This is a genomic window from Kordia sp., assembly GCF_022447245.1.
GTDB lineage: Bacteria > Bacteroidota > Bacteroidia > Flavobacteriales > Flavobacteriaceae > Kordia.
In genome coordinates this window covers 64,003-86,250 of record NZ_JAKVBC010000001.1, presented here as the reverse complement: position 1 = coordinate 86,250, position 22,248 = coordinate 64,003, and the positions used below count along the sequence as shown (strand labels likewise).

Genomic DNA, 22,248 nt, shown 5'->3' with positions numbered 1-22,248 from the left:
CCACGTTTTGTTATTACATTAAAAAAATCCCCAATCATTACAATTGAGGATTCTTATTTTTAAGTCAATGACTTTTGCAGAGCTTTAATCTTCTCATAGAGATAAATCAATATAATACTTGCGCCAAACAAAGGAAATAGAATTCCTAATAGTATGATGAGAATTACAATTCCTTTTCCAACTTTAAATTTTGCAGGAACTTTCGGAATTCCCCATGAATCTCTTCGTTTTCGTAATAGGTATGAAATAATTGCTGAAACACTCATGATAGTTAGAATGATGGCCAATCCATACATCAACCACCAATTCCAAGCACCAAATTCACCTTGGTGAAATGCCATGAGCCACATCCGTCCACGCATCAGAATTCCGACATCTTTCCAATTATTTTTCACAATTAACTTTCCTGAATATTGATCAAAATGATATTTTTTTTGTGCATCTAAATATATAGTTTTATTTGAAACACTAAACGTACTTTCGGGAGTTTTTGGAATGCCAATAGAAACGACTCCTTTGAGTCGTAGAGTTTTTGCTTTAACAATCATTTCATCCAAAGAAATAGGTTTTTCTGCAATGTTAGATTGCAATTTGCGTCCAGTCCAAGTTTCTGGGTATCCTGTATTGGTAACTTTTTGCAGCCATTTAAAATTATTACCTACAACATCTGTCCAAGGAAATGCACTAGCTAATACTAATACTAATAAAATAGAGATCCAAAATCCAGTAACAGCATGCAAGTCTCTAAAGAAAGTGCGTTTGCCAAGTTTTGTTCGGTAGGTAAACAAACCTCTTAGGCTCCACTTTCGAATTGGCCACCAAATAAAGATTCCTGTTAGAATTAAAACAACCATCCAACTTGCAATCAATTCCACGATTTTTGTCCCAAAACTTCCACCTAAAAGTTCTCCATGTAATTTTCGAACCTTGTACATATTGGTGTCTTTTGCAGCATATTTTCCTACAACAGTTGCTTTGTATGGATCAACAAAGAAGCTTTTCTTTTTTCCAAAACGACCGTATACAAACTCGGTTGCTTCATTTTTACCTATTGGAATAGTTATACTTGCTGGTTTTTTTCCAACTTCTTGAGTAATCAGTTCCAATTGTTCTTGAAAACTTATTCTGTTTTCAGCGACTTCAACTTTTTGAAGTGAAGTTTTTGTTTTTTGTTCATAATCTGCATTGAACAGATATATTCCGCCAGTAATGGAAAGTAGCACGATAAGAGGCAGCGAAATGATTCCTGCAATAAAGTGCCACTTCCATAACCAAGCATTTAATTTTGCGTTTTTCATCTCTTAAAACGAATATGAAATTCCAAAGTGAAATGCTCTTGGATTTCCAATGGTATACGAATTCTCTCCGCGGAAACGATTGTATGAAGCACGAACGGAATACAGTTTGTCAAAAAGATTCAATGCGTGTCCCCAAACTTCAATATTTTGATAGCGATAGCTTAGTTGTGCATTAAAAATATGATGTCCTCCATAAGTTGTTGTTCCTAAAATATCATCGCCATTTGCTGCTTCACCAATTACGGCTTGTCCTTCAAAACTTGTATTATAATCACCAACGTGTTCATAGTTTACTGCTACTCTGAAGTTTTTAAAAGGTTTGTATGCTAATGTTGTATTTGCTAAAAGGTTAGGCGCAGTTTGCATGTCTGTCCCAGAATAATCAATTCCGTTGTCAAAAAAAGAGATGTATTCATGTGTAGTATAACTTCCACTAGCATTTAATTCTAAAAAGCCATAAGGCGTATAGGTAAGTCCTAATTCAATTCCACGTGAACGCGTTTCTCCAGAATTTCTCTGAATAAAGTTTCCTTCATCATCACGTAAAGAAATTAATTGATCTTTTCCATCAAGTTGGTACAAAGCAAGATCAACTTGCAAGGTGTTTGGAATAGCAAAGTATCCACCAACTTCATAGTTGTTGTAAATGGCTGGATTCAAGTCAAAAATAGTTCCACCAGCATCGTTATTTCTGCTTTTTCTGAACAGTGTTGACGTTTGCGGAGGTGTAAATCCGTTAGCATAATTCGCATAGATTCCAAGTGTGTTTGAAAAGTTATAATTCACACCTAATTTTGGAGAGATATTGTCGTAATCTACTTCAGTATCTTGAACACCAGCAGTATTTTCTATTTTATTATCGTAGTCATATAGGAATTTATCAAAACGAATAGCAGCAGTTATTTTTAACTTGTCTAAAGGAGAGATTTCATATTGTAGATATCCAGCATAGTTAAAAATATCAGCTTCGTAATTAAGTATAAAATCATTTGAATTTATAGTAAAACTTGTGTTTAGACCTGTTTCAGGATTTACAATGACATTCGTAGTTTGTCCAATGTATTTCTGAGGTGAAAAATCAGCGGTAATTCCGGCAATTAAAGAAGAAGCGGCAAAGTTGAAATCGATTTTATGTTGAATTAAACCTACATAACTTTTGAATTTGTTACTGTTTACTTCTCCCGAACCAAAACCAGTCAATTGACCTTGTTGGCGAAATTGACGCACTCTGTACGAAGGATTTTGATCCATTTGATTATTTCTAAAAATCAGGTTGAATGTTGTTTTTTGCTTTACATTCCATAAAGCTTCAAATGTACTTCTAAAACGAAACGCTAAGGCATCACGTTCTGTAAATGTTTGATTGCTTTCGTAATTTCCTGCGGAATAGTTTCTTTCAGATAGCGAACCTGTCATGTCAGAGCGATAATCTACCAACGTCAATGCATTGATCCATTGAAAACGGTCTGAGATGTCATTTACAGTTTTAAATGTCAATGCAAATTTTTCATAGTCAGAATGTCCTACAGGACCTTTTTTTCGTTGTACATAATGTGTTCCTAAATAGAAACCAAAGTTTTCATTTGGTGAGTTGGATATTTCCAATTCATAGTGTGTTAAGCCTAGATCATTGATTTGAAATCCGACACTTCCAGAAAGTTCTTTCGTTGGATTTTTGGTTAGGAAGTTAAAACTTCCGCCTACAGATTCACTTCCGTAAATACTAGAAGCAGGACCTTTTAATACTTCTACACGTCCAAAGGAAGTGTTGTTCATTTCTAATAATGCATTGTGATTAAATACTGCTACAGGTCGAATTGGCAATCCGTCTTCTAAATATAAAAAAAGTGATTTTGTAGAAATTGGTGTTCTGGTTGCCATAAAATGTTGCTCGTTACTTGCAGCTGTTGAGGTAGAAAGGAACACACCAGGAACTTGATTGACCAGTTGATCAATACCAAAAGCTTTTCGTTCTTGTATTTTTTCTACTGTAAGCACAGAAACAGAAGCAGGAACTTCAGCTCTTTTTTGTTGCTCGCGACTGGCGGAAATTATAACATTGTCTAAACTTTCAAAACTTTCTACTAATACAATTTGTGTAGTTTTTGAAGCGTCTAAAGTTACTTTTTGACGTGCAAATCCCATCATAGAAATATAAACAGTGTTTGTGTCATTCAATGTAATAGAGAAGTTTCCGTTCTCGTCACTCATGCTGCCTTTTTCAGCATTTTTTACAGATACTATTGTAGCGCCAAAGATTGGTTTTTTATCTATGTCTGTAATGTTTCCTTGATATGTGGTTTGTGCAAATGCATTGCAAGTGAATAGAATTCCGAGTAGAACACTAAAAAATATATTTTTCATCGAATTATAGTCGTAGAAGTCTAAGCAATCTTTGTGTTGTATACAGATTGTTGACTTCAATATTAAACATAGGGAAGGCACACCTAGCTTGTTTTCTATTGCTAGGCGTGCCACATCGCTCTAGGGAAAGCGATGCAATTTGTTATGTTAGATGAAAAATACTTGGAGGATGAAATACACGACTTAAATACGCGAATTTGTAGTGATTGCAGTATCCTATATTGTTTGTGGTAGATTTTATATACGGTTTCTCTGAAAGGAAAAAACTAAAATCAATAGAGCCAATAGGATATTCTTCCATCTGAATGGCAGGTAGATTTTTTTCTTTCTCTTCAGAAGCTTTTTTTAGCTGTTCTGCTAAGTAGCATTTACCATTACATTCCAATTCAGGTTTATCTTTATTAATACACAAAAAATCAGCTATGTAATCTTGATTAATTACATAATAGGCTAGTGGCATCACTGGGCGTAACATTGCTGTGATGTATAAAATAATAAAGATATGTGCCCAACTATTTCTCAAGAGAAAATGGTATATAAATGTTATTGTGGATTATGAAGTTTGTCCAATACTATTTGAATGCATATTGTAACCCGAATGTTAGTGTTTCTTTGTTTCGCAATTGAATTCCGTTCATGTTTTGGAAGATCGGCAATGCAGCTTCAAACCCGAAACGTAGATTTTTCAAGGAACCTTTAAACGCGTACAAATTGAAGCCAAGTCCAGCATTTGCATAAGTCATTCCTGAGTTTTGTGTGTCAGCTGTAATCACCATCATAGGATTCAATACCGAATTTGCACCTTCAATTTTATCGATAGCAACAACTTCTACTCTTCCGGAAAAACTTAACCATTCTGTAGCTTTAAATGCTGCCCAATTGTTCAAGCTGTAACGATTTCCTAAACGATAATCATTGTCATTTTTTCCAAAACGCAATGTGGTTCTTGCTTGTGTTCCAAAAGAGAATTTGTTCCATTGCTTTAAATAGGTTAATGCCAATTCTCCATCAAACGTTCCGCTACCAATTTGCATTGGATATGGTAAAATCACTTCATTTGGCGCAGAAGCTGGTGTTACATCTTGTTCGTCAATGCTTCCTGTTGGTAATGAAACTCCAATTTGTGCGTGCAATTGCTGTCTATCTTTGTTGAAGAATTTGTACAACGCAGTCACTTTTGTATCTCCAAATCCAGAAGTTTCTGTAGTGAATGTTCTACCCATGCGTGTTATGTGATCCATTTCACTAGTTAAGTAATTTGCCATCACTACTAAAGTTACTTTGTCGCTAGGAGCATACATAGCGCCTAACATGTGCATTTGCATTGGCATTTTTATCGGTGTTACCATGTATTGGGATAAAGCATCTGAAAAAGGCGTATTTTCACTACTGCGATTTAGGTCTTCCATGTTCATGTACATGTAACGGTAGCTGAACATGATTTCGCCTTTCCCATGCGTGTGATCTCCCATTACTGAGATTGGTGCATGTCCGTCAGGTCTGCTTCCTGTCCATTTTGTAGTTGAGTCTTCTGTTTTTTGTGCGTATGTGAAGGTTGCTGCTATCAATAGAATAGCAGATATCATATTTTTCATCTGTATATTAATTAAGTGTAAAATTGCTGCACACGAGAGTATTGTATTAAAATGTGCAACAAAATTGTTTTTGATTTTAATTCATAATAAGTGCTTTTAGATCGTGTAAAGCCATCTAAGAAAAAGCATAAAGCATGTATGTTTATGAATTGAAAGTTGGTGGATGAAAAACGGAGTTCAAATACGAAAATGTGTAACTGTTTTGGTATTGAAAATTTGTTTCTTTGTGTGTTTCAGCTATTTCAGTAGCTTGAAATGAAGTAAATATTATAATTCCGATTGGATATTCTTCCATAGCAATGGCAGGAAGATTTTTTTCCTTTTCTTCAGCAGCTTTTTTGAGTTGGTCTGCCAAGTAACATTTTCCGTTACATTCCAGTTCAGGTTTGTCTTTATTGATACACAAAAAATCAGCAATATAATTTTGATTGATTATGTAGTTTACTAAAGGCATTACAGGGCGTAGCATGGCAGTTACGTATAGTAAAATAAAGATATGTGCCCAAATAGTTTTCACGAGTAGAATAATGAATACAAAGGTAGTTTAGGGAACTTCAAGATCAAACAAAAATCATAAAAAAAGTCGCCAATAATTGACGACTTTAACGTTTGTTATTTGCTATGTAGTTATGCTTTTATAAAATGGTCTTATTTTGTAAAAGCTTCTACATTTTTCATATCAGATACTTTGTATTCTCCAGGCACTTTTGCAACTTGATTGGTTAGTGCTTCAAAATCTACTTTAGCATCGTTGTATTCCACTTTTGCTAACTTCTGTTCAAAATCTACTGTAGCAGATTTTACACCTTCCATAGCAGCTAATTTACTTTCAATACGCTTGGCACAACCAACAGCACATGTCATACCATCAATTTTAAATTCTGCTTTGTTGTAGTTTGCAGCTAGGTCTTCTTTACTAGTTTCTTTAGTTACAGTTTTTGTTTGTGTATCAACTGAAATTGTTTTAGGTGTTGTGTTGTCTTTGCAACTTACAATAGCCAATGTCATTACACATATAAATAGTATTTTTTTCATCTTTACTTTTATTTTATAACTCAACATACAGTCTGTATAATTTTTGCTTATTCAAGCATTGCAAAATTAAACAAATATGAATGAAATATTCGAAATAATTGTTGGACTTTTGCAGAGTCTAATGAAATACATTTATGGATGACGCAAAATTAAAGTGGATTTATCTTGCCTTATTGTCATTAATTTGGGGAAGCTCTTTTATTCTAATTGATCAAGCCATGAAAGGTTTGAGTTTTGTACAAGTAGGAGCGTTGCGTATTACTGTGACTGCTTTTTTTCTCTTTTCTGTAGGATTGAATACGATAAAACTTATTAAAAAATCACAGTGGAAATGGATTTTTTGGACTGCGATGGCGGGTTCATTATTCCCAGTATTTTTATTTGCATTGGCACAAGAACAACTAGATAGTGCTGTAGCAAGTATGTTAAACTCGCTTACGCCATTAAACACCCTTGTTTTTGGAATGTTGTTGTTTGGTGTTACAGTTTCCAAAAAACAAATTTTAGGAGTGCTAATAGGTTTGGTTGGCGCATTGGTGTTGATTATTGCAGGTGCTAATTTTCATGAAAGTCAAAATTATTGGTACAGCGTTTTTATAGTAATGGCAACCATTGGTTACGGTTTGAATGTGAATATGATCAAAAAGTATTTGAATGATGTCAATGCTTTGGCGATTGTAACAGGAAACTTTATAATTATTATAATTCCTGCTTTGGTGATTTTAATTTCTACAGGGTTTTTTAATCAAATTTTAGCGAATGAAGAAATGCAAGAAGCGTTGAGCTATGTTGTGATTTCATCCTTTTTTGGAACTGCCATTGCAAAAGTTATTTACAGCAGATTAGTTCAAATTTCTAGTCCCGTATTTGCTTCTTCCGTTACATATACGATGCCTATTGTTGCTATATTTTGGGGTGTTTTTGCAGGTGAAAAGCTAAGTGTATATCAGATTTTGGGAGGAATTATTATTTTATTCGGTGTGTATTTGGTGAATAAAAAAAGCCGAAAGTAATCTACTTCCGGCTTCTTGATATTATGTTGATTTTATCTATTGAAAATCTTTCTTCGTTAATGGTGCGTTTATTTTAGCATTTACTGTAGTAAACTCTACTTTTTGTCCCATCATAGGTAAAACCATTTTATAAGGGAATTTAACACCGTCAATATCTTGATAGTCTCCGTAGCTAGTTTCTTGAACAACTTTTTGTCCTCTTGGACCTTTAGCAGTTTCAACTTTTTTAACTTTCAGACCAGAAGCCACATCATAATAGTTTATTATTTTCTCTCCTTTTGAATCTTCTACTTCAACAATATATGCATCTTTTCCTTCAACAGATTCAATGCCTTTTAATGTAAGTTTACTATCGCTATAGAATAATTCAGGGAATAATCCTTTTTTAGCTTTTAATCCGTCTAACATTTCTTTAGGCATGTCCATTTTTTGACCTTGTTGCTCCATGTATCCGTTTTCACTATCAAAAGCTTGCTTAAATACAGATCCCATTCCTGCAATGCTCATATCAACAGCAAGCATGTTTGGACTTTTTTGCTTCATGTTCATTGACATGTCCATTCCTTGGAAAGAAGTTCCCATTTCTTGAACAATTGACGAAACACTCATCAATTTATCTTTTCCACCAATCGCTTTGATATAATTGTCAATTACTGATTGCGCAGTTACACCAGCAGGAATTGGCTTTTTGAATTCTGGTTTTTTCGTTGGCTCACCGAATTGGTCATAATATTTTGCAGGAATTTTTTTTCCTTCAAACATCATATTTTCTAAACGATCTGCTACTTCACTTCCTTTTCCAGTAACAATAATTCTAAGATTTTCTCTCAGGAAGTATTTTTTGGCAGCTCTTAATACATCTTCTTTGGTTACCGCTTCAATTCTTTCTAAATAGGTTTCGTAAAAATCTTTTGGTAAATCTTCAGTAATAATGTTTAATGCGTAATTTGCAATAGTTGATGGTCGTTCAACTCCTGTTACAAACCGCCCAACATATTTAGCCTTAACTTTATTGAGTTCTTCATCTGAAACTAATTCCGTGGTAATTTTTTTTATTTCTTTCAAAATTTCAACTACAGCACTGTCCGTAACTTCATTTCGAACACTTGCAGAGGCTCTAAAACGAGAGGTTGTTTTTCTGTTATTTCCAATACTTGAGTACGAACCGTAAGTAAACTTTTTATCTTCACGCAGATTGTTGAATAAACGAGCATCTCCACCACCACCTAAGATGTTATTTGCAATTAATACAGGAAAGTAATCTGGATCCTTCATTGTCAAGTTTACAGTATTCTGTACGCTAATTTCTGATTGTACGGCATTTTCCATATTGATAAAGTTAACTTCTGTGGAAGTTGGATTTTTTGCCGTATCATATGTGTCTGCTGTAATTGCTTCATTATCCCAGTCATTGAACAGTTTTTTAACCAATTTCTTAGCTTTTCTAGCTTTTACATCACCAATAATCACTAGGAATGCATTATTGGGTTTGAAATATTTTTCGTAAAAAGTTTTTACATCATCAAGTGTTACACTTTTTACAGATTCTTCAGTTGTAAACTCTCCATAAGGATGATTAGCACCGTATGCTAGTACAGATTCTACCCTTCTAGCAATTGCTTTTACATCTTTCTTTTCAGATTTTAAGTTTTCCAGAACTTTGGCTCTTTCGCTATCTAAATCTTCTTGAGTAAAATTTGGATGTAGTGCAGCATCAGCCATTAATTCCATAATTCTTGGGAAGTATTTTGAAAGTGAATTGGCAAAAGCACTTTGAGAACCAAAATTCAAAGAAGCTCCTAAATAATCCACTTCTTCATTAAAATCGTCTTTTGAAATTGTAGTCGATCCATTTCCTAACAAAGAGCTCAATAAGCCACTAACACCGGCCTTTTTGCCTTCAACGATTAAAGGATTATCAATTCGGAGTGTTGCAGAAACACGAGGTAATTTGTTATTTTCAACAATCATTACTGTTAAGCCATTCTTCAGCGTAAAAGTTGTGGGTTTTCCAATGTTAATTTTTGGAGCAGGACCTGGTTTTGGTTGTACAGATCTATCTATTTGAGCTTGCATTGTTAGCGTAGCAAGTAACAATACAAGAAGTGAATATATTTTTGTTTTCATAAGTCTATCTTATTTTTTTTCTGCGTCTTTTTCAGATGGTAAGTATTCCAATAATAAACGTTGAGTTGTTTTTAAATACTTGTTAGCAATATCTCTGATTTCCTCTCGGGTGATTGATCTGTAAATGTCAATTTCTGTATTGATCAAATTTGTATCTCCATACAATACATTGAATGTTGCTAATGAACTGGCAATTCCTTCAACACTTGAATTTGAATTCACAAAGTTATTTTCAAATTTATTTTGAAGTTTTTGATAATCTTTTTCAGAGATTAAATCGGTTTGTAATTTTTTAATTTCATCATCTATTTCTTTTACAAGATCTTCTAATGTGTTTTCACCTAAAGGAAGAGCAAATAGTGCATAAGTTCCGTAATCTTCCTGACTTAAGTTAACCGCTTGAACTGCTAAAGCCATTTTTTTATCATCTACCAAACGCTTGTAAAGTTTAGAACTTTTTCCACCACTTAAATAGGTTGAAATCATATCCAATATGCGTGCATCTCTTGTTTTGAACGAAGCAGTTCTGTAGGCAGCAATTATTGCCGGAATTTGTATATTAGGATCGTATGCTTTTGCTTTAAATTCTTTTGTAATTGGATCTTCTTTGGGGAAACTTCTTTCTATATCTTTTCCTCTAGGAATATCTCCGAAGTAATCTTTAACCAATTTTTTAGTTGATGGGATATTGATATCTCCAGCAACAACTAAAGTTGCATTATTAGGAACATAGAATTTTTTGTTAAATGCTAAAAACTCATCTAGCGTAGCAGCGTCTAAGTGAGCCATCTCTCCAATAGTTGTCCATCGATAAGGGTGCTTTTTAAACATATTCTTTTTAATAAATTCAATGATGCGTCCATAAGGTTGGTTGTCTACACGAAGTCTTTTTTCTTCTTTTACCACTTCATTTTGTGTGTCTACTCCAATTTGGTTAATAACCGGGTGAAGCATACGCTCAGATTCCATCCACAAACCTAATTCTAAATTATTAGAGGGAAATACTTCGTAATAATATGTTCTATCATCTGATGTGTTAGCATTATTACTGCCACCATTAGATGAAACAATTTTGAACCATTCTCCACGTCCTATATTTTTTGTTCCTTCAAAAAGAAGATGTTCGAAGAAATGAGCGAAACCTGTACGTTTTGGGTTTTCGTCTTTGGCTCCTACGTGATACATCACAGATGTAGTTACTACAGGAGCTCCATTATCTTGGTGAAGAATTACGTGCAAACCGTTGTCTAAATCGTATTCTTCAAACTTAACTTCTTGTGCTTGGGCAAACCAACCAACTAGCATTAAAGAAGCTATTGAAAATAGTCTTTTTTTCATTGCATTTAATTTTTTTGACTTTGAGTTATTTTTCATCTGACGCAAGTTCTATAAAATTGTTACACCTCGCAAGGAAAGAATTAATTTTTTGATTATTTTAAGAAGTTTTAGTTTTTTCGTATATTTATGTGAATCAGATGTTTAATAACTTATAAAAACCCCAAATTATATGGAAAAGAAAACAATAAAATACGGTGGATTTATAGCTTTAGGACTTATTTTATACTTTTTATTAGTAAGAATTTTTGGTCTACATGAAAATCCATGGTTACGTTTATTTAATGGTGTCATTGTTGCTTATGGAATTTACACTGTTATAAGAAATACCAAAAAGGATAGTGGTGCTGGCTTTAATTATTTTGAAGGATTTAAAGCGGGTATTTTCTCTGGATTTATTGCAACCTTAGTTTTTACCTTCTTTATGGCTGTATACATCTTTCATATTGATGTAGCTTTTGGTGAAAAAATTATGTCAATGAGTTTGGGTAGTGTATCCACAGAACCAGGACTTTTGCTCTTTATTATTTTGATAGAAGGATTCGCATCTACCGTTGTTTTGAGTCTTTTATTTATGCAAAAATTTAAGCCAAGTTGGAATATTACTAATAAACTGCCATAGAAGTGTTTGTAGATTAATTAATTAGGTGTATATTTGCGTCCATTTTTGGATAAAATTAATTAATTAAACGATACGCTATGTATGCAATTGTAGAGATAGCAGGGCAGCAATTTAAAGTTGCGAAAGATCAAAAAGTATTTGTTCATCGTTTAGCAACAGAAGAAGGAAAGCAAGTTACTTTCGACAATGTTCTTTTGTTAGACGATAACGGACAAGTTACTATTGGCGCCCCAGCTATAAACGGAGCCGCAGTAGAGGCTAAAGTTTTAAAACACCTTAAAGGTGATAAAGTAATTGTTTTCAAAAAGAAAAGACGTAAAGGTTACCGTGTAAAAAATGGTCATCGTCAATCTTTAACTGAAATTGTAATTGAAAACATCGTAGCTTCAGGAGCTAAAAAAGCAACACCAAAGAAAGAAGCTAAAAAAGAAGTTGCAAAGCCAGCAGCAAAAAAAGCAACAACTAAAGGAGATGATTTAAAGAAAATCGAAGGAATTGGACCTAAGATTGCATCTACTTTAGCAGAAGCTGGAATTTCAACATTCGCTGAGTTAGCGAAAACTGAACCAGCAAAAATTTCTGAAATCATTTCAGGTGTACGCGGAAACCACGTTACTGATACTTGGCCAGTACAAGCTCAATTAGCTGCTGACGGAAAGTGGGATGAGTTAAAGAAATGGCAAGACGAATTAGATGGTGGTAAAGCATAAATGCAAATCACTTAAGTATAACAATTTAAAACCTTACGAAAATGGCTCACAAAAAAGGTGTTGGTAGTTCGAAAAACGGTAGAGAATCAGAATCGAAACGATTAGGAGTTAAGATTTTTGGTGGACAAGCAGCAATTGCTGGTAATATCATCGTTAGACAAAGAGGAACTACTCACAATCCAGGAGAGAATGTATATATGGGGAAAGACCATACATTACATGCTAAAGTAGATGGTATTGTGAAATTCACAAAGAAAGCAAATAACAGATCTTATGTATCAATCGAACCTTTCGAAGCATAATTAGTATCTGAAGACAAATAAAAAAGCCTGAACATATTTATTGTTCAGGCTTTTTTTATTGACTACTCCAAGTGGTATCGCAGCCATTTGTAGAATAATCGTAGTCATCGCACATTTGATGTCTACACGATTCAGGACTCCATAAACAACTTCTTCCTGAATCATTTGTTCTAGAGTCAACTCCACCTCTAATTTTTTCAATACTCAATCCTAACAAATCAGATATTTTTGATTTATTTAATTTTAATTGATTTGCTTGTGCTTTTTTTCATAATTTAAATAATTTGGTTTTAATTAAATTAAAAGTAAGGTAAATTTTACTTAAAATTAATGAGTTTAAAAATATTTTAATAAAGCTTATCTCATATTTTTAATGAAAATAATTTATTTGACCTGCTAAAAAATTAAGGTAAATTTCATAATGGAAGAACATATTTACGAATATACTAATAAGTGGAAATCTGATGAAAACGTTATAGGTGTTGTTGTTTCAGGAAGTTATGCTACAAAATTGCATACGCAAAATTCTGATATTGATCTTAGAATTATTTTTCTAGATGATGTGGAAATACACTATTAAGGAGTGGAAACAATTGATGGTTATTCATATTCATACATTACAGGAACAATTACAGATTATCTTCGATCGATACATAGTCAATTTTATAGACAGTCTAAATTTGAAGTAAGGATGTTTTCTTTAGGTGTAATATTGTATGATAAAAATGGAGCTGTAGAAAAGTTAAAGGAAAAAGCTAGTGTTGTAATGGAATTAGATTTTGAATCACCTACACCTGATTTATTTACACTAAAAAAATATATGTTATTTAACCATTTTATAAAAATTAAAAACGAAACGAATCTACGTAAGTATCATTATTTTCAGTTTCTAGATCATATTTTTAAAGCGTACAGTTTTTATATAGGTTTTGAGATCCCTTCAATAGAAAAGCTTGATAGGATACTATTTGACAAAACGTATCGTAGTAAAAATAATTTTACTGCATTTCCTGATAAAACTTTTTTTAAACTTTGGGAAGAGGCGGTCAATGTTGAAGAAAAGTATTTTACAGAAACTGTGAAGCAGTTATATGAGCATCTAGAAGGATGTTGGGGGAAGTTTGATGCTGATGACTTTAAAACAATAATATAAAAAAGCCTGAGCAATAGGTTCAGGCTTTTTTTTATATGTTCGATGTCTCGTCACATAGTGTTAAAAAAATGTGTTGATTATAAGTTATATGTTCTAATTTTTTATGTAGAAAATTAATCTTACGATGATCTTTTGAGGACTATTATAAAAATACTCTTTCAATAAACCAGAATAAACCAACTAAAGCGATCGCTATAGAGGCTGGTATTTGTAATCTTTGGCGATACCAACTTTTCTTTCTAATAAACCATACCAGTGCGGCAGCAATAATAAGTACCAATAACTGCCCAAGTTCTACCCCAATATTAAACGCTAGTAATCAAGGTGAAAAATAGTCATTAGGCAATCCATATTCACTTAAAACGCATGCGAAACCTAAACCGAGTAATAAGCCAAAGACAAATACAACGATTGGTCGCCACTTGTTAGTTTTTTTGAACATACAATTTTCAACAGCTATCCAAACAATAGAAAGTGCTATAAGAGGTTCAACTATACTAGATGGAATCTCTACAAATCCTAATGCGGCAAGCGCTAATGTAATGGTGTGTGCGAGTGTAAAAGCCGTTACTTGCTTCAATAATGACATAAAAATAAGACTAGAAAAAAATAGTCCTAATACAAAAAGAATGTGATCTAAACCTTTTGGAATAATGTGTTGTATACCTGCTTTAATGAATATGAAAAACTTTTCTTGCCAAGGCATTGCTGCTAATTTTCGCATCCGCAGACGTTTTAAGGCAGCTTCATATTCAGCAGTCATTTGTTGGTCTTGCATATCAAGTTGACCTTGTTCAATTTCTGATATTATAAGTTCATCTTCTGAGTGCGCATACATTGCAAAACCTGAACATAAGATAATACAGAAAATTAGAGTTTTAAGAAATCTCATAAGTATAGCAAGTATATTTAAAAACAAAAGCGGCTCGGGGTTTCCATGCCGCTTTTTAGATAATTTTATTGTGGTTAGTCAGATGAACCGTCTAATCCTCTCACTTTTAGTAATGCATCTATTTTAGGTTCACGACCACGGAATTGTTTGTATAGTTCCATAGCTTCCTCAGTAGAACCTTTTTCGTACACATGTTTTCTTAGTTTTGCTGCTAGTTCAGGATTAAATACATCTCCTGTTTCTTTAAATGCTTCAAAACCATCTGAGTCAAGAACTGCTGAGTGTACATAACTATAGTATCCAGCAGCATATCCACCCGCAAAAATATGAGCAAAGTACGTACTGCGATAACGTGGAGCTATTACTCCAATCAATCCAATTTTAGACATTGAAGCTTCTTCAAAAGCATCTGCATCTTTTAAATCTTCATCAGCATTAATAGTATGCCAATCCATATCTAGTAATGAAGCTGCTAGATATTCTGTATTTGCAAAACCTTGGTTGAACTTAGAAGCCTTTAAAACTTTATTGATTAATTCATCAGGAATAACTTCACCTGTTTTGTAGTGTGTAGCAAACGATTTAAGAATTTCTGGTTCACTTGCCCAGTGTTCTAGAATTTGAGCAGGAAATTCGGTGAAATCACGAGGTCCAGATGTACCAGACATACTACTGTAATTTACATTCGATAAAATACCATGCATGGCATGCCCAAATTCATGGAATAAAGTAGTCACATTATCAAAGCTAAGAAGTGCTGGCGCATCACCAACTGGAGCAGGAAAGTTACATACATTTACAACAACAGGGCGTTCTTTTCCATCAAAATTAGATTGCCCTTTAAAACTACTCATCCATGCTCCGCCACGCTTGTTTGAACGTGTAAAATAATCACCAATAAAGATTCCAAGGTGTGTACCATCTTTGTCTTTTACTTCCCATACACGTGCATCAGGATGATATGTTTTAATATCAAAAAGTTCTGTAAATGTAATACCCCAAAGTTTATTTGTTGTTGCAAATACACCATTAAGTACATTATCAAGAGATAGGTAAGGCTTTAATGCTGCTTCATCCAAATCGTATTTTGCTTTACGTACTTTTTCTGAATACTGCCACCAATCCCATGCTGCTATTTTGAAATCGTGTCCTTCTGCATCGACAACTGCCTGCATATCGGCAACCTCTACTTTGGCTCTTTCTAGAGCAGGTTTCCATAATTGCATTAATAAGTTATAAACTTCTTCTGGAGTTTTTAGCATACGTTCTTCTAATACAAAATGTGCATGGGTCTCATAGCCCATTAATTTTGCACGCTCTGCTCGAAGTTTAGCTATTTTTGCAGCGATTTCTTTGTTATCTGTTTCATTGTCATTATCACCACGTTGAACGTAAGATTTGTACAATTGTTCACGTAAATCACGTCGATTAGATTCTGTTAAGAATGGATACATGCTGCTACGATGCGGTGTAAATACATACTTGTCTTTGTATTTTGCTTTTTCTTCCTCTGTTTTCGCGTTATTCATTTTTTGCGTAGCTGTTTCTGCTGCTGCCGCTATGATGCCATCAGACAAGCCATCTAAGTCAGCTTTATCTAAAATGAGTTCAAAGCCATTAGTTTCAGCTAATAGATTTTGGCCAAATGCTGTTGTTAACTCGGAAATCTTGGAGTTAATTTCTGTGACTTTAGCTTTTTGTTCTTTATTTAGTAATGCTCCACTACGTACAAACCTTTTGCGTGTATATTCTAAAAGTTTGAGTTGTTCACTATTAAGGTCAAGATTTTCTCGTGCTTGCCAAATCGTTTCAACACGATTAAATAATCCTTCGTTAAGTGTGATTTTATCTCTGTGCGAAGAGAGCATTGGACTTAATTCACGTTGTAATTCTTGTAATTTCGGATTGGTGTTTGAACCTGTCAAATTAGAAAACACGCGTTGAACTTTGGTAAGTAATTTACCTGATCTTTCTAACTCTTCAAGTGTATTGGCAAACGTGGGAGCTTCAGAGTTGTTTACGATTGCATCAATTTCAGCAAGGTTTTCTTCCATCCCTTTTTTAAATGCTGGCATGTAATGCTCATTCTTTATTTTATCAAAAGGAGGTACCCCGAAAGGAGTGTCCCATTTTGCAAAGAATGGATTTTCTGAATTCACAGGAGTATTTGATTTTTCTTTTTTTGTAGTTTCTTCACAGGATGCAAAGAATAATATACTACAAACAATGGCTATGGAAATACGTTTCATTTTGTATATGATTTTGGTCCAACAAGATACTATTTTTTTAAATTTTATTATTGATTTTAACGCTCTATACTAAAGTTTACACTTTTCTTCGTTATAATGATACATGACCATAAACCGAATTCTATGAAGTCAATGTTTACTATTTTCTTTTTTTGTATGAGTTTTGCCGTTTTTGGACAGAAAAAAATTCATGTGTTTGTTGCTTTGTGTGATAATGCGAATCAGGGAATTGTACCTGTTCCGAAAACATTAGGAAATGGACAAAATCCAAGAACAAATTTGTATTGGGGTGCTCTGTATGGCGTGAAAACACATTTTAAACGAAGTAAAGATTGGCAATTTGTAAAAACGCTTCCAACAAAACATCCAAAAATACTAGAACGCGTACTTTTCAAACACAGAACATCCAATACCTATTTGCTGGCAGATGCGTATGATGGAAAATATATTAAGCAAACTACCATTGATTTTTTAGATGCAAGTAGTGGAGCAAATCCAATTGAAATTATAGAGAATAATAAAAAAATGAGTTTCGGAGGAAATTCAAATTTGCTAGCCTATGTAGGGCATGATGGTTTGATGGAATTTAGTTTAGATACGAAGTTCAATCCAAAAAATAAGAAAAAGAGAGACGCTATTATACTAGCTTGTATAAGCAAAGATTATTTTAAACCTTATCTGCAACAAACAGGAGCCAATCCCTTAGTTTGGTCTACTGGTTTGATGTCACCAGAAGCATATACCTTAAAATGGGCAATTGACGGCTGGATTTTAAACGAGTCTGATGCTGAAATCCGAGAACGCGCCGCCAAAGCCTACAATAAGTATCAAAAATGCGGGATGCGTGGTGCTAGAGGTTTGTTAGTTACGGGGTATTAATCTGTGTATTCACCTTTTTATTTTTATAAAGCGAACCTTGCTACGTCTATTTTTGTAATACATCCTTATTCTTTCAAAATATCGGCTATAATTTTTAAATGATGATTGGTGTGTACTTCTAAAAAACGAATGGTTTGTGCTTTGATCAACATACCAAATACAGGATGATCAAAGTTTGCGTTTACATCTAAGGATCGTAATTTTTCTATATTTTTTCGAGCTTCTGACAATTGCCGTAAGATATCATCTGTAACAATAATTTTAGGCGGACGAATATTTTGTGGTGATTGTGCTCTTCCACGAGGAATGTATCCTGCAGTTAATTACATAATTCGCGGTACGTTAAAAGAACTTTCATATGTATTAGGATCAGAATTCTCTAAAGCTTCTGTCAATCTGTTGACGGTTTTCAATATATGATCTAAATGCCAAGCGACATCTGCTTTGGAAACGGCTATGTTTCTAACATCTCTATATTCAATGTTGTTTTCTATTTCGGATAATTGAGGAAGTAATACTTCAGGATTGGAATGATTCATTCTAATTTTGATAAAGATGAATAAAAAAATAATAACGGCTAGTATGATTAAAAGTATGCGTCTTTTCATAATCTGGTTTTTAAAATATTAAGGAAACGCTCTGCGCTTTATAAGGCAAAGCGTATCTTTGAATTACATAAACGAACGATTAAAACTGCAATCTGTAGCCAACGTCAGGAAATAAACCAATTTGATTGACTTGATCGACATTATTGGTCAAACGATTGTAACGACGTTCAAACACATTTTCTTGATTGGTGATATTTTGTAAATCAACATAAAATTGATGTGATAATTTCTTTTTCTTACTATTAATCTTAATTCCAAATTTTAAATCCCATCTGAAGTAATCTTTATATTGTTGACTAAAAGCTAGATCTGCTTGTTGTAAAACCGTCAACCCTTTGTCATATTCTTTTTTTTTATTATCTACAATCCCCTGTAATGAATAGCAATAGGCTAGAGCATCCATATCACCTTCTTCAATACTAATTAATTTATTTGAGTTCAGGCAAATAACTAGCAGCAGTATCTACATCAAAATAAGAATATGCAGAAGAAAGTGCTATCAAAGTATTCTGTATGATACCCTTTCTCTTCCATAATAGGCGCAATGATTTCTTTATTTTTTAGAAATAATTTTGCAGCACCTTTATGATCGCCCATGACATTTTTTATAGAACCAATACCTTGATTTGCATACATCAAGTAGCGTACATTTTTTGTTGCGGTCGCTATAGAATCAAATTTCAAATAATTTTGAGTGGCTTTCGTATACTTTCCAAATTTGTAATAAGTTCATCCTTTTTGGCTTAAAGCTCTTATCAATAAGGAATTGTGTTTTTCTGTTTTCGCGTTCGAAATACAAGAGTCTATATATTTCATTGAGACTTCAATATTATCAAAATAATTTTCGGAAGAAGGAATAATTAAGTATGCTGTGTTTTTTTCAAATTCATTGCCTTCTTGTTTTACTTTCAATTAGGATGCTTGTGCATATTTTTGTGCTAAGTTAGGATTTGTATACTCAAAGTTTAGATATTGATTTTTTAATTCTTCGTATGAAAAAATCAGTAAAGAATCAACTTGTTGTGCAACACTACTATTCATACAACAAAAAAGAAAGATGAAAACAAATCGGAAACCAAAATTCATAGAACAAGGTATTAAATAAGGTGCAAAACGTTACTGTTTAGATGTCAATCTGTATTATTGGTTGCTCAGTATAAGAAAAAAAGAAAGCCTTTAATCAAACGATAAAAGGCTTTTACATATTATGTTAAGATGAATCTTAGTATCTGTAGTACTCTGGCTTAAATGGTCCTTCAACTGTTACACCAATGTATTCAGCTTGATCTTGTGAAAGTTCTTCTAACTCAACTCCGATTTTTGCTAAGTGTAAACGTGCTACTTTTTCATCTAAGTGTTTTGGTAACATGTATACTTTGTTTTCGTACTTTTCAATGTTGTTCCAAAGCTCGATTTGTGCTAACGTTTGGTTTGTAAATGAGTTACTCATTACAAAACTTGGGTGACCTGTAGCACAACCTAAGTTTACTAAACGTCCTTCTGCTAATAAGATGATATCTTTTCCGTTTACAGTATACTTATCAACTTGAGGCTTAATTTCAACTTTAGAAGCCCCGTGATTATCGTTTAACCATGCAACTGCGATTTCATTATCAAAGTGTCCAATGTTACAAACGATTGTTTTATCTTTCATTGCTTCGAAATGCTTTCCAGTGACGATATCTTTGTTTCCAGTAGTTGTAATTACAACATCAGCTTTTCCAACAACATTTTCTAATTTCTTAACTTCAAATCCGTCCATTGCAGCTTGTAAAGCACAAATTGGATCAATTTCAGTAACTGTTACAATAGAACCTGCTCCACGGAAAGAAGCTGCTGTACCTTTACCAACATCTCCATATCCACAAACAACAACTCTTTTTCCTGCTAACATAACGTCAGTTGCACGACGAATAGCGTCTACTGCACTTTCTCTACATCCGTATTTGTTGTCAAATTTAGACTTCGTTACAGAATCGTTAATGTTGATTGCAGGCATTGGTAATGTACCATTCTTCATTCTTTCGTATAATCTGTGAACTCCTGTTGTAGTTTCTTCAGACAATCCGTTGATTCCTTCAACTAATTCTGGGTAACGATCTAAAACCATATTTGTTAAATCTCCACCATCATCTAAAATCATGTTTAATGGCTTGCGATCTTCTCCAAAGAATAATGTTTGCTCAATACACCAATCAAACTCTTCTTCGTTCATTCCTTTCCAAGCGTATACTGGAATTCCAGCTTCAGCAATAGCAGCAGCAGCTTGATCTTGTGTAGAGAAGATGTTACATGAACTCCAAGTAACTTCTGCTCCTAATGCAACTAAAGTCTCGATTAAAACAGCTGTTTGGATAGTCATGTGTAAACAACCTGCAATTCTTGCTCCTTTTAATGGTTGCTCATCTTTGTATTCTTCACGAAGACTCATAAGTCCTGGCATTTCAGCTTCAGCTAACTCGATCTCTTTTCTTCCCCATGCCGCTAAAGAAATGTCTTTAACTTTGTATGCTACGTAAGGAACTGATTTTGTACTCATACTTTTCTTTTTTTATAGTTTGAATAAATTATGGTTTGTGACCTAAAATATGTTTAAATTCGCTGCATAACTTTAGCATACTATTTGCATGTCAAAAGTTTGCGAGTGCAAAGGTACTAAATAACTTTTTAATATAATGGCTCTTTACAAAACTATAACAGTAAATAATGATACTAAAGTGCTGATTTGGAAGATAGAAGAGTCTTTTGAAGAATTAAATCGTGATATAAAACTTACAAATCACTGTCAACAACGATTAGATGGTATGCGTTCCGAAATTCATCAACGCGGATTTATAAGTGTACGTCATTTATTAGCGGAGGTTGGTTACACCGATTTTGATCTTTATTATGAAGAAAAAGGAAAACCACATCTAAAAGATGGAAAATACATTTCAATCACACATTCTTTTCAATTTTCAGCGATTATTGTGAGCAATACAACTCCAGTTGGTATCGATATTGAAAAACAACGCGATAAAATTTTACGTATCGCACATAAATTTACACCACTAGAAGAATACAAAACTATTGCCAATCATGAAGCGTTAGTTCGAAAATTAACCATAGTTTGGGGCGGAAAAGAATCTGTTTATAAAGTATATGCCAAAAAAGGACTTAGCTTTTTAAAACATATTGATATTGATGATTTTTCAATGGAAACTTCACATACAAAAGGAATGGTGTTTTATGGAAAAGAAACGGCAAAGTACTCACTAAATTTTTTAGAGTTTGAAGGATTTACCTGTGTATATGCACTAGAAGAAAGTCGTTAAAATGAACATGCAAACAATGTACAAACATATCCTTGAAGCAAAAAAAGGCAATCAAAAACTATTGGCAGTATTGATTGATCCTGACAAGATTGATATTGATCATATTCCTGAATTTTTCAAAAAAGTACACACGTCCATCATTACACATGTATTTGTTGGTGGAAGTACAGATGCTGAAAAAAAGATGGGAATAGTTGTAAAAACGATCAAACAAAATACACATTTGCCCGTTTTAATATTCCCTGGAAGTCATGAGCAAATTACGGAAGCCGCAGATGGAATTTTATTTTTGTCATTGCTTTCTGGACGAAATCCAAAATATTTAATAGAGCAACAAGTACAATCTGTAGAAAAGTTGATCAACACGAGTTTAGAAATTATCCCAACAGGTTACATTTTAATTGATGGCGGTGTAGAAACAGCCGTACAACGCATAAGTGAAACCAAACCAATAACGCAAGATAGTATAGAAACCATAATGCATACAGCGCTGGCAGGACAGTTTTCAGGAAAGCGACTAATATATTTAGAAGCAGGAAGTGGCGCTAAAAAAGCAGTAAATACAAATATTATAAAAGAAGTTTCGAGCAAATTGAAAATTCCACTAATTGTTGGTGGCGGAATTCGATCCAAAACCCAGCTTAATGCAGCGTTTAATGCAGGTGCAGATTTAGTTGTAATTGGAACAGCATTTGAAGAAAACGAAGCGTTTTTGTTAGAACTTAAGAATTTGGAATGCTAAATGTTGAATT

Annotated in this window: 24 protein-coding genes and 1 pseudogene; 9 read left to right on the top strand and 16 right to left on the bottom strand. The window is 33.6% G+C overall.

The window, feature by feature from the left end:
- Positions 1-59: 59 nt before the first annotated feature.
- The 6 genes from MK119_RS00445 to MK119_RS00420 all read right to left on the bottom strand — a co-directional run bounded on the left by MK119_RS00445 (position 60) and on the right by MK119_RS00420 (position 6,292).
- A complete protein-coding gene (locus tag MK119_RS00445; RefSeq protein ID WP_290669393.1) occupies positions 60-1,298 on the bottom strand; it encodes a PepSY domain-containing protein in 1,239 nt (412 codons plus the stop codon).
- Positions 1,299-1,301: 3 nt separating this feature from the next.
- Positions 1,302-3,662 (bottom strand): TonB-dependent receptor, encoded by a 2,361-nt coding sequence (locus MK119_RS00440; RefSeq protein ID WP_290669390.1) that lies wholly within the window; start codon positions 3,660-3,662, stop codon positions 1,302-1,304.
- Between the two features lie 142 nt (positions 3,663-3,804).
- A complete protein-coding gene (locus MK119_RS00435) occupies positions 3,805-4,185 on the bottom strand; it encodes a hypothetical protein (protein WP_290669387.1) in 381 nt (126 codons plus the stop codon).
- Positions 4,186-4,234: 49 nt separating this feature from the next.
- Positions 4,235-5,257 (bottom strand): transporter, encoded by a 1,023-nt coding sequence (locus tag MK119_RS00430; RefSeq protein ID WP_290669384.1) that lies wholly within the window; start codon positions 5,255-5,257, stop codon positions 4,235-4,237.
- Between the two features lie 142 nt (positions 5,258-5,399).
- Positions 5,400-5,774, bottom strand: a complete 375-nt coding sequence (locus tag MK119_RS00425; protein ID WP_290669381.1) for a hypothetical protein — start codon at positions 5,772-5,774, stop codon at positions 5,400-5,402.
- Between the two features lie 131 nt (positions 5,775-5,905).
- Positions 5,906-6,292, bottom strand: a complete 387-nt coding sequence (locus MK119_RS00420; RefSeq protein ID WP_290669378.1) for a heavy metal-associated domain-containing protein — start codon at positions 6,290-6,292, stop codon at positions 5,906-5,908.
- A gap of 134 nt (positions 6,293-6,426) precedes the next feature.
- Between MK119_RS00420 and MK119_RS00415 the strand changes: the two genes are divergently transcribed.
- A complete protein-coding gene (locus MK119_RS00415) occupies positions 6,427-7,305 on the top strand; it encodes a DMT family transporter (protein WP_290669375.1) in 879 nt (292 codons plus the stop codon).
- A gap of 36 nt (positions 7,306-7,341) precedes the next feature.
- On the opposite strand, the gene MK119_RS00410 is transcribed toward MK119_RS00415, so the two are convergent.
- Both MK119_RS00410 and MK119_RS00405 read right to left on the bottom strand, forming a co-directional pair.
- Positions 7,342-9,432, bottom strand: a complete 2,091-nt coding sequence (locus tag MK119_RS00410) for a pitrilysin family protein (RefSeq protein ID WP_290669372.1) — start codon at positions 9,430-9,432, stop codon at positions 7,342-7,344.
- A 9-nt stretch (positions 9,433-9,441) separates the two neighbouring features.
- Positions 9,442-10,770 (bottom strand): pitrilysin family protein, encoded by a 1,329-nt coding sequence (locus MK119_RS00405; RefSeq protein ID WP_290669369.1) that lies wholly within the window; start codon positions 10,768-10,770, stop codon positions 9,442-9,444.
- A gap of 169 nt (positions 10,771-10,939) precedes the next feature.
- Here MK119_RS00405 and MK119_RS00400 point away from each other — a divergent pair, with 169 nt between their 5' ends.
- From MK119_RS00400 to rpmA, 3 genes are all read left to right on the top strand, one after another.
- Positions 10,940-11,389 (top strand): DUF4199 domain-containing protein, encoded by a 450-nt coding sequence (locus MK119_RS00400; RefSeq protein WP_290669366.1) that lies wholly within the window; start codon positions 10,940-10,942, stop codon positions 11,387-11,389.
- A 77-nt stretch (positions 11,390-11,466) separates the two neighbouring features.
- Positions 11,467-12,099, top strand: a complete 633-nt coding sequence (rplU, locus tag MK119_RS00395; RefSeq protein WP_290669363.1) for a 50S ribosomal protein L21 — start codon at positions 11,467-11,469, stop codon at positions 12,097-12,099.
- Between the two features lie 41 nt (positions 12,100-12,140).
- Positions 12,141-12,401, top strand: a complete 261-nt coding sequence (gene rpmA, locus MK119_RS00390) for a 50S ribosomal protein L27 (RefSeq protein ID WP_046743080.1) — start codon at positions 12,141-12,143, stop codon at positions 12,399-12,401.
- A 55-nt stretch (positions 12,402-12,456) separates the two neighbouring features.
- Here rpmA and MK119_RS00385 read toward each other — a convergent pair whose 3' ends face one another.
- Positions 12,457-12,618 (bottom strand): hypothetical protein, encoded by a 162-nt coding sequence (locus MK119_RS00385; protein ID WP_290669356.1) that lies wholly within the window; start codon positions 12,616-12,618, stop codon positions 12,457-12,459.
- Between the two features lie 204 nt (positions 12,619-12,822).
- On the opposite strand from MK119_RS00385, the gene MK119_RS24160 reads away from it, so the two are divergent.
- Positions 12,823-12,981 (top strand): nucleotidyltransferase domain-containing protein, encoded by a 159-nt coding sequence (locus tag MK119_RS24160; RefSeq protein ID WP_366512747.1) that lies wholly within the window; start codon positions 12,823-12,825, stop codon positions 12,979-12,981.
- A 3-nt stretch (positions 12,982-12,984) separates the two neighbouring features.
- Entirely contained in the window at positions 12,985-13,554 is a 570-nt protein-coding gene (locus tag MK119_RS00380) for a hypothetical protein (protein WP_290669353.1), read from the top strand.
- A gap of 142 nt (positions 13,555-13,696) precedes the next feature.
- Here the strand turns inward: MK119_RS00380 and MK119_RS00375 are convergent.
- Together MK119_RS00375 and MK119_RS00370 are read right to left on the bottom strand one after the other, a co-directional pair.
- Positions 13,697-14,260 (bottom strand): annotated as a pseudogene (locus MK119_RS00375) (HupE/UreJ family protein).
- Between the two features lie 260 nt (positions 14,261-14,520).
- Positions 14,521-16,695 carry a M3 family metallopeptidase gene (locus MK119_RS00370; protein ID WP_290669350.1) on the bottom strand — a complete coding sequence of 725 codons (2,175 nt, stop codon included), beginning with the start codon at positions 16,693-16,695 and terminating at the stop codon, positions 14,521-14,523.
- 123 nt (positions 16,696-16,818) lie between these two features.
- Here MK119_RS00370 and MK119_RS00365 point away from each other — a divergent pair, with 123 nt between their 5' ends.
- Positions 16,819-17,574, top strand: a complete 756-nt coding sequence (locus MK119_RS00365) for a hypothetical protein (protein WP_290669347.1) — start codon at positions 16,819-16,821, stop codon at positions 17,572-17,574.
- A 65-nt stretch (positions 17,575-17,639) separates the two neighbouring features.
- Here the strand turns inward: MK119_RS00365 and MK119_RS00360 are convergent, their stop codons facing one another.
- From MK119_RS00360 to ahcY, 5 genes are all read right to left on the bottom strand, one after another.
- Complete coding sequence (locus MK119_RS00360) at positions 17,640-17,804, bottom strand: hypothetical protein (RefSeq protein WP_366512746.1); 165 nt, start codon at positions 17,802-17,804, stop codon at positions 17,640-17,642.
- A 93-nt stretch (positions 17,805-17,897) separates the two neighbouring features.
- Complete coding sequence (locus MK119_RS00355) at positions 17,898-18,182, bottom strand: hypothetical protein (RefSeq protein WP_290669344.1); 285 nt, start codon at positions 18,180-18,182, stop codon at positions 17,898-17,900.
- Between the two features lie 79 nt (positions 18,183-18,261).
- A complete protein-coding gene (locus MK119_RS00350) occupies positions 18,262-18,585 on the bottom strand; it encodes a hypothetical protein (RefSeq protein ID WP_290669341.1) in 324 nt (107 codons plus the stop codon).
- A gap of 65 nt (positions 18,586-18,650) precedes the next feature.
- The gene (locus MK119_RS00345; protein WP_290669338.1) at positions 18,651-18,818 is read right to left on the bottom strand and encodes a hypothetical protein; all 168 of its coding nucleotides are present in this window, start codon (positions 18,816-18,818) and stop codon (positions 18,651-18,653) included.
- 586 nt (positions 18,819-19,404) lie between these two features.
- Entirely contained in the window at positions 19,405-20,721 is a 1,317-nt protein-coding gene (gene ahcY / locus MK119_RS00340; RefSeq protein ID WP_290669334.1) for an adenosylhomocysteinase, read from the bottom strand.
- Between the two features lie 136 nt (positions 20,722-20,857).
- On the opposite strand from ahcY, the gene MK119_RS00335 reads away from it, so the two are divergent.
- Both MK119_RS00335 and MK119_RS00330 read left to right on the top strand, forming a co-directional pair.
- Positions 20,858-21,496, top strand: coding sequence for a 4'-phosphopantetheinyl transferase superfamily protein (locus MK119_RS00335; RefSeq protein WP_290669331.1), 639 nt, complete (start codon positions 20,858-20,860; stop codon positions 21,494-21,496).
- A gap of 7 nt (positions 21,497-21,503) precedes the next feature.
- A complete protein-coding gene (locus tag MK119_RS00330) occupies positions 21,504-22,238 on the top strand; it encodes a geranylgeranylglyceryl/heptaprenylglyceryl phosphate synthase (protein ID WP_290669908.1) in 735 nt (244 codons plus the stop codon).
- The last annotated feature ends 10 nt before the right edge of the window (positions 22,239-22,248 follow it).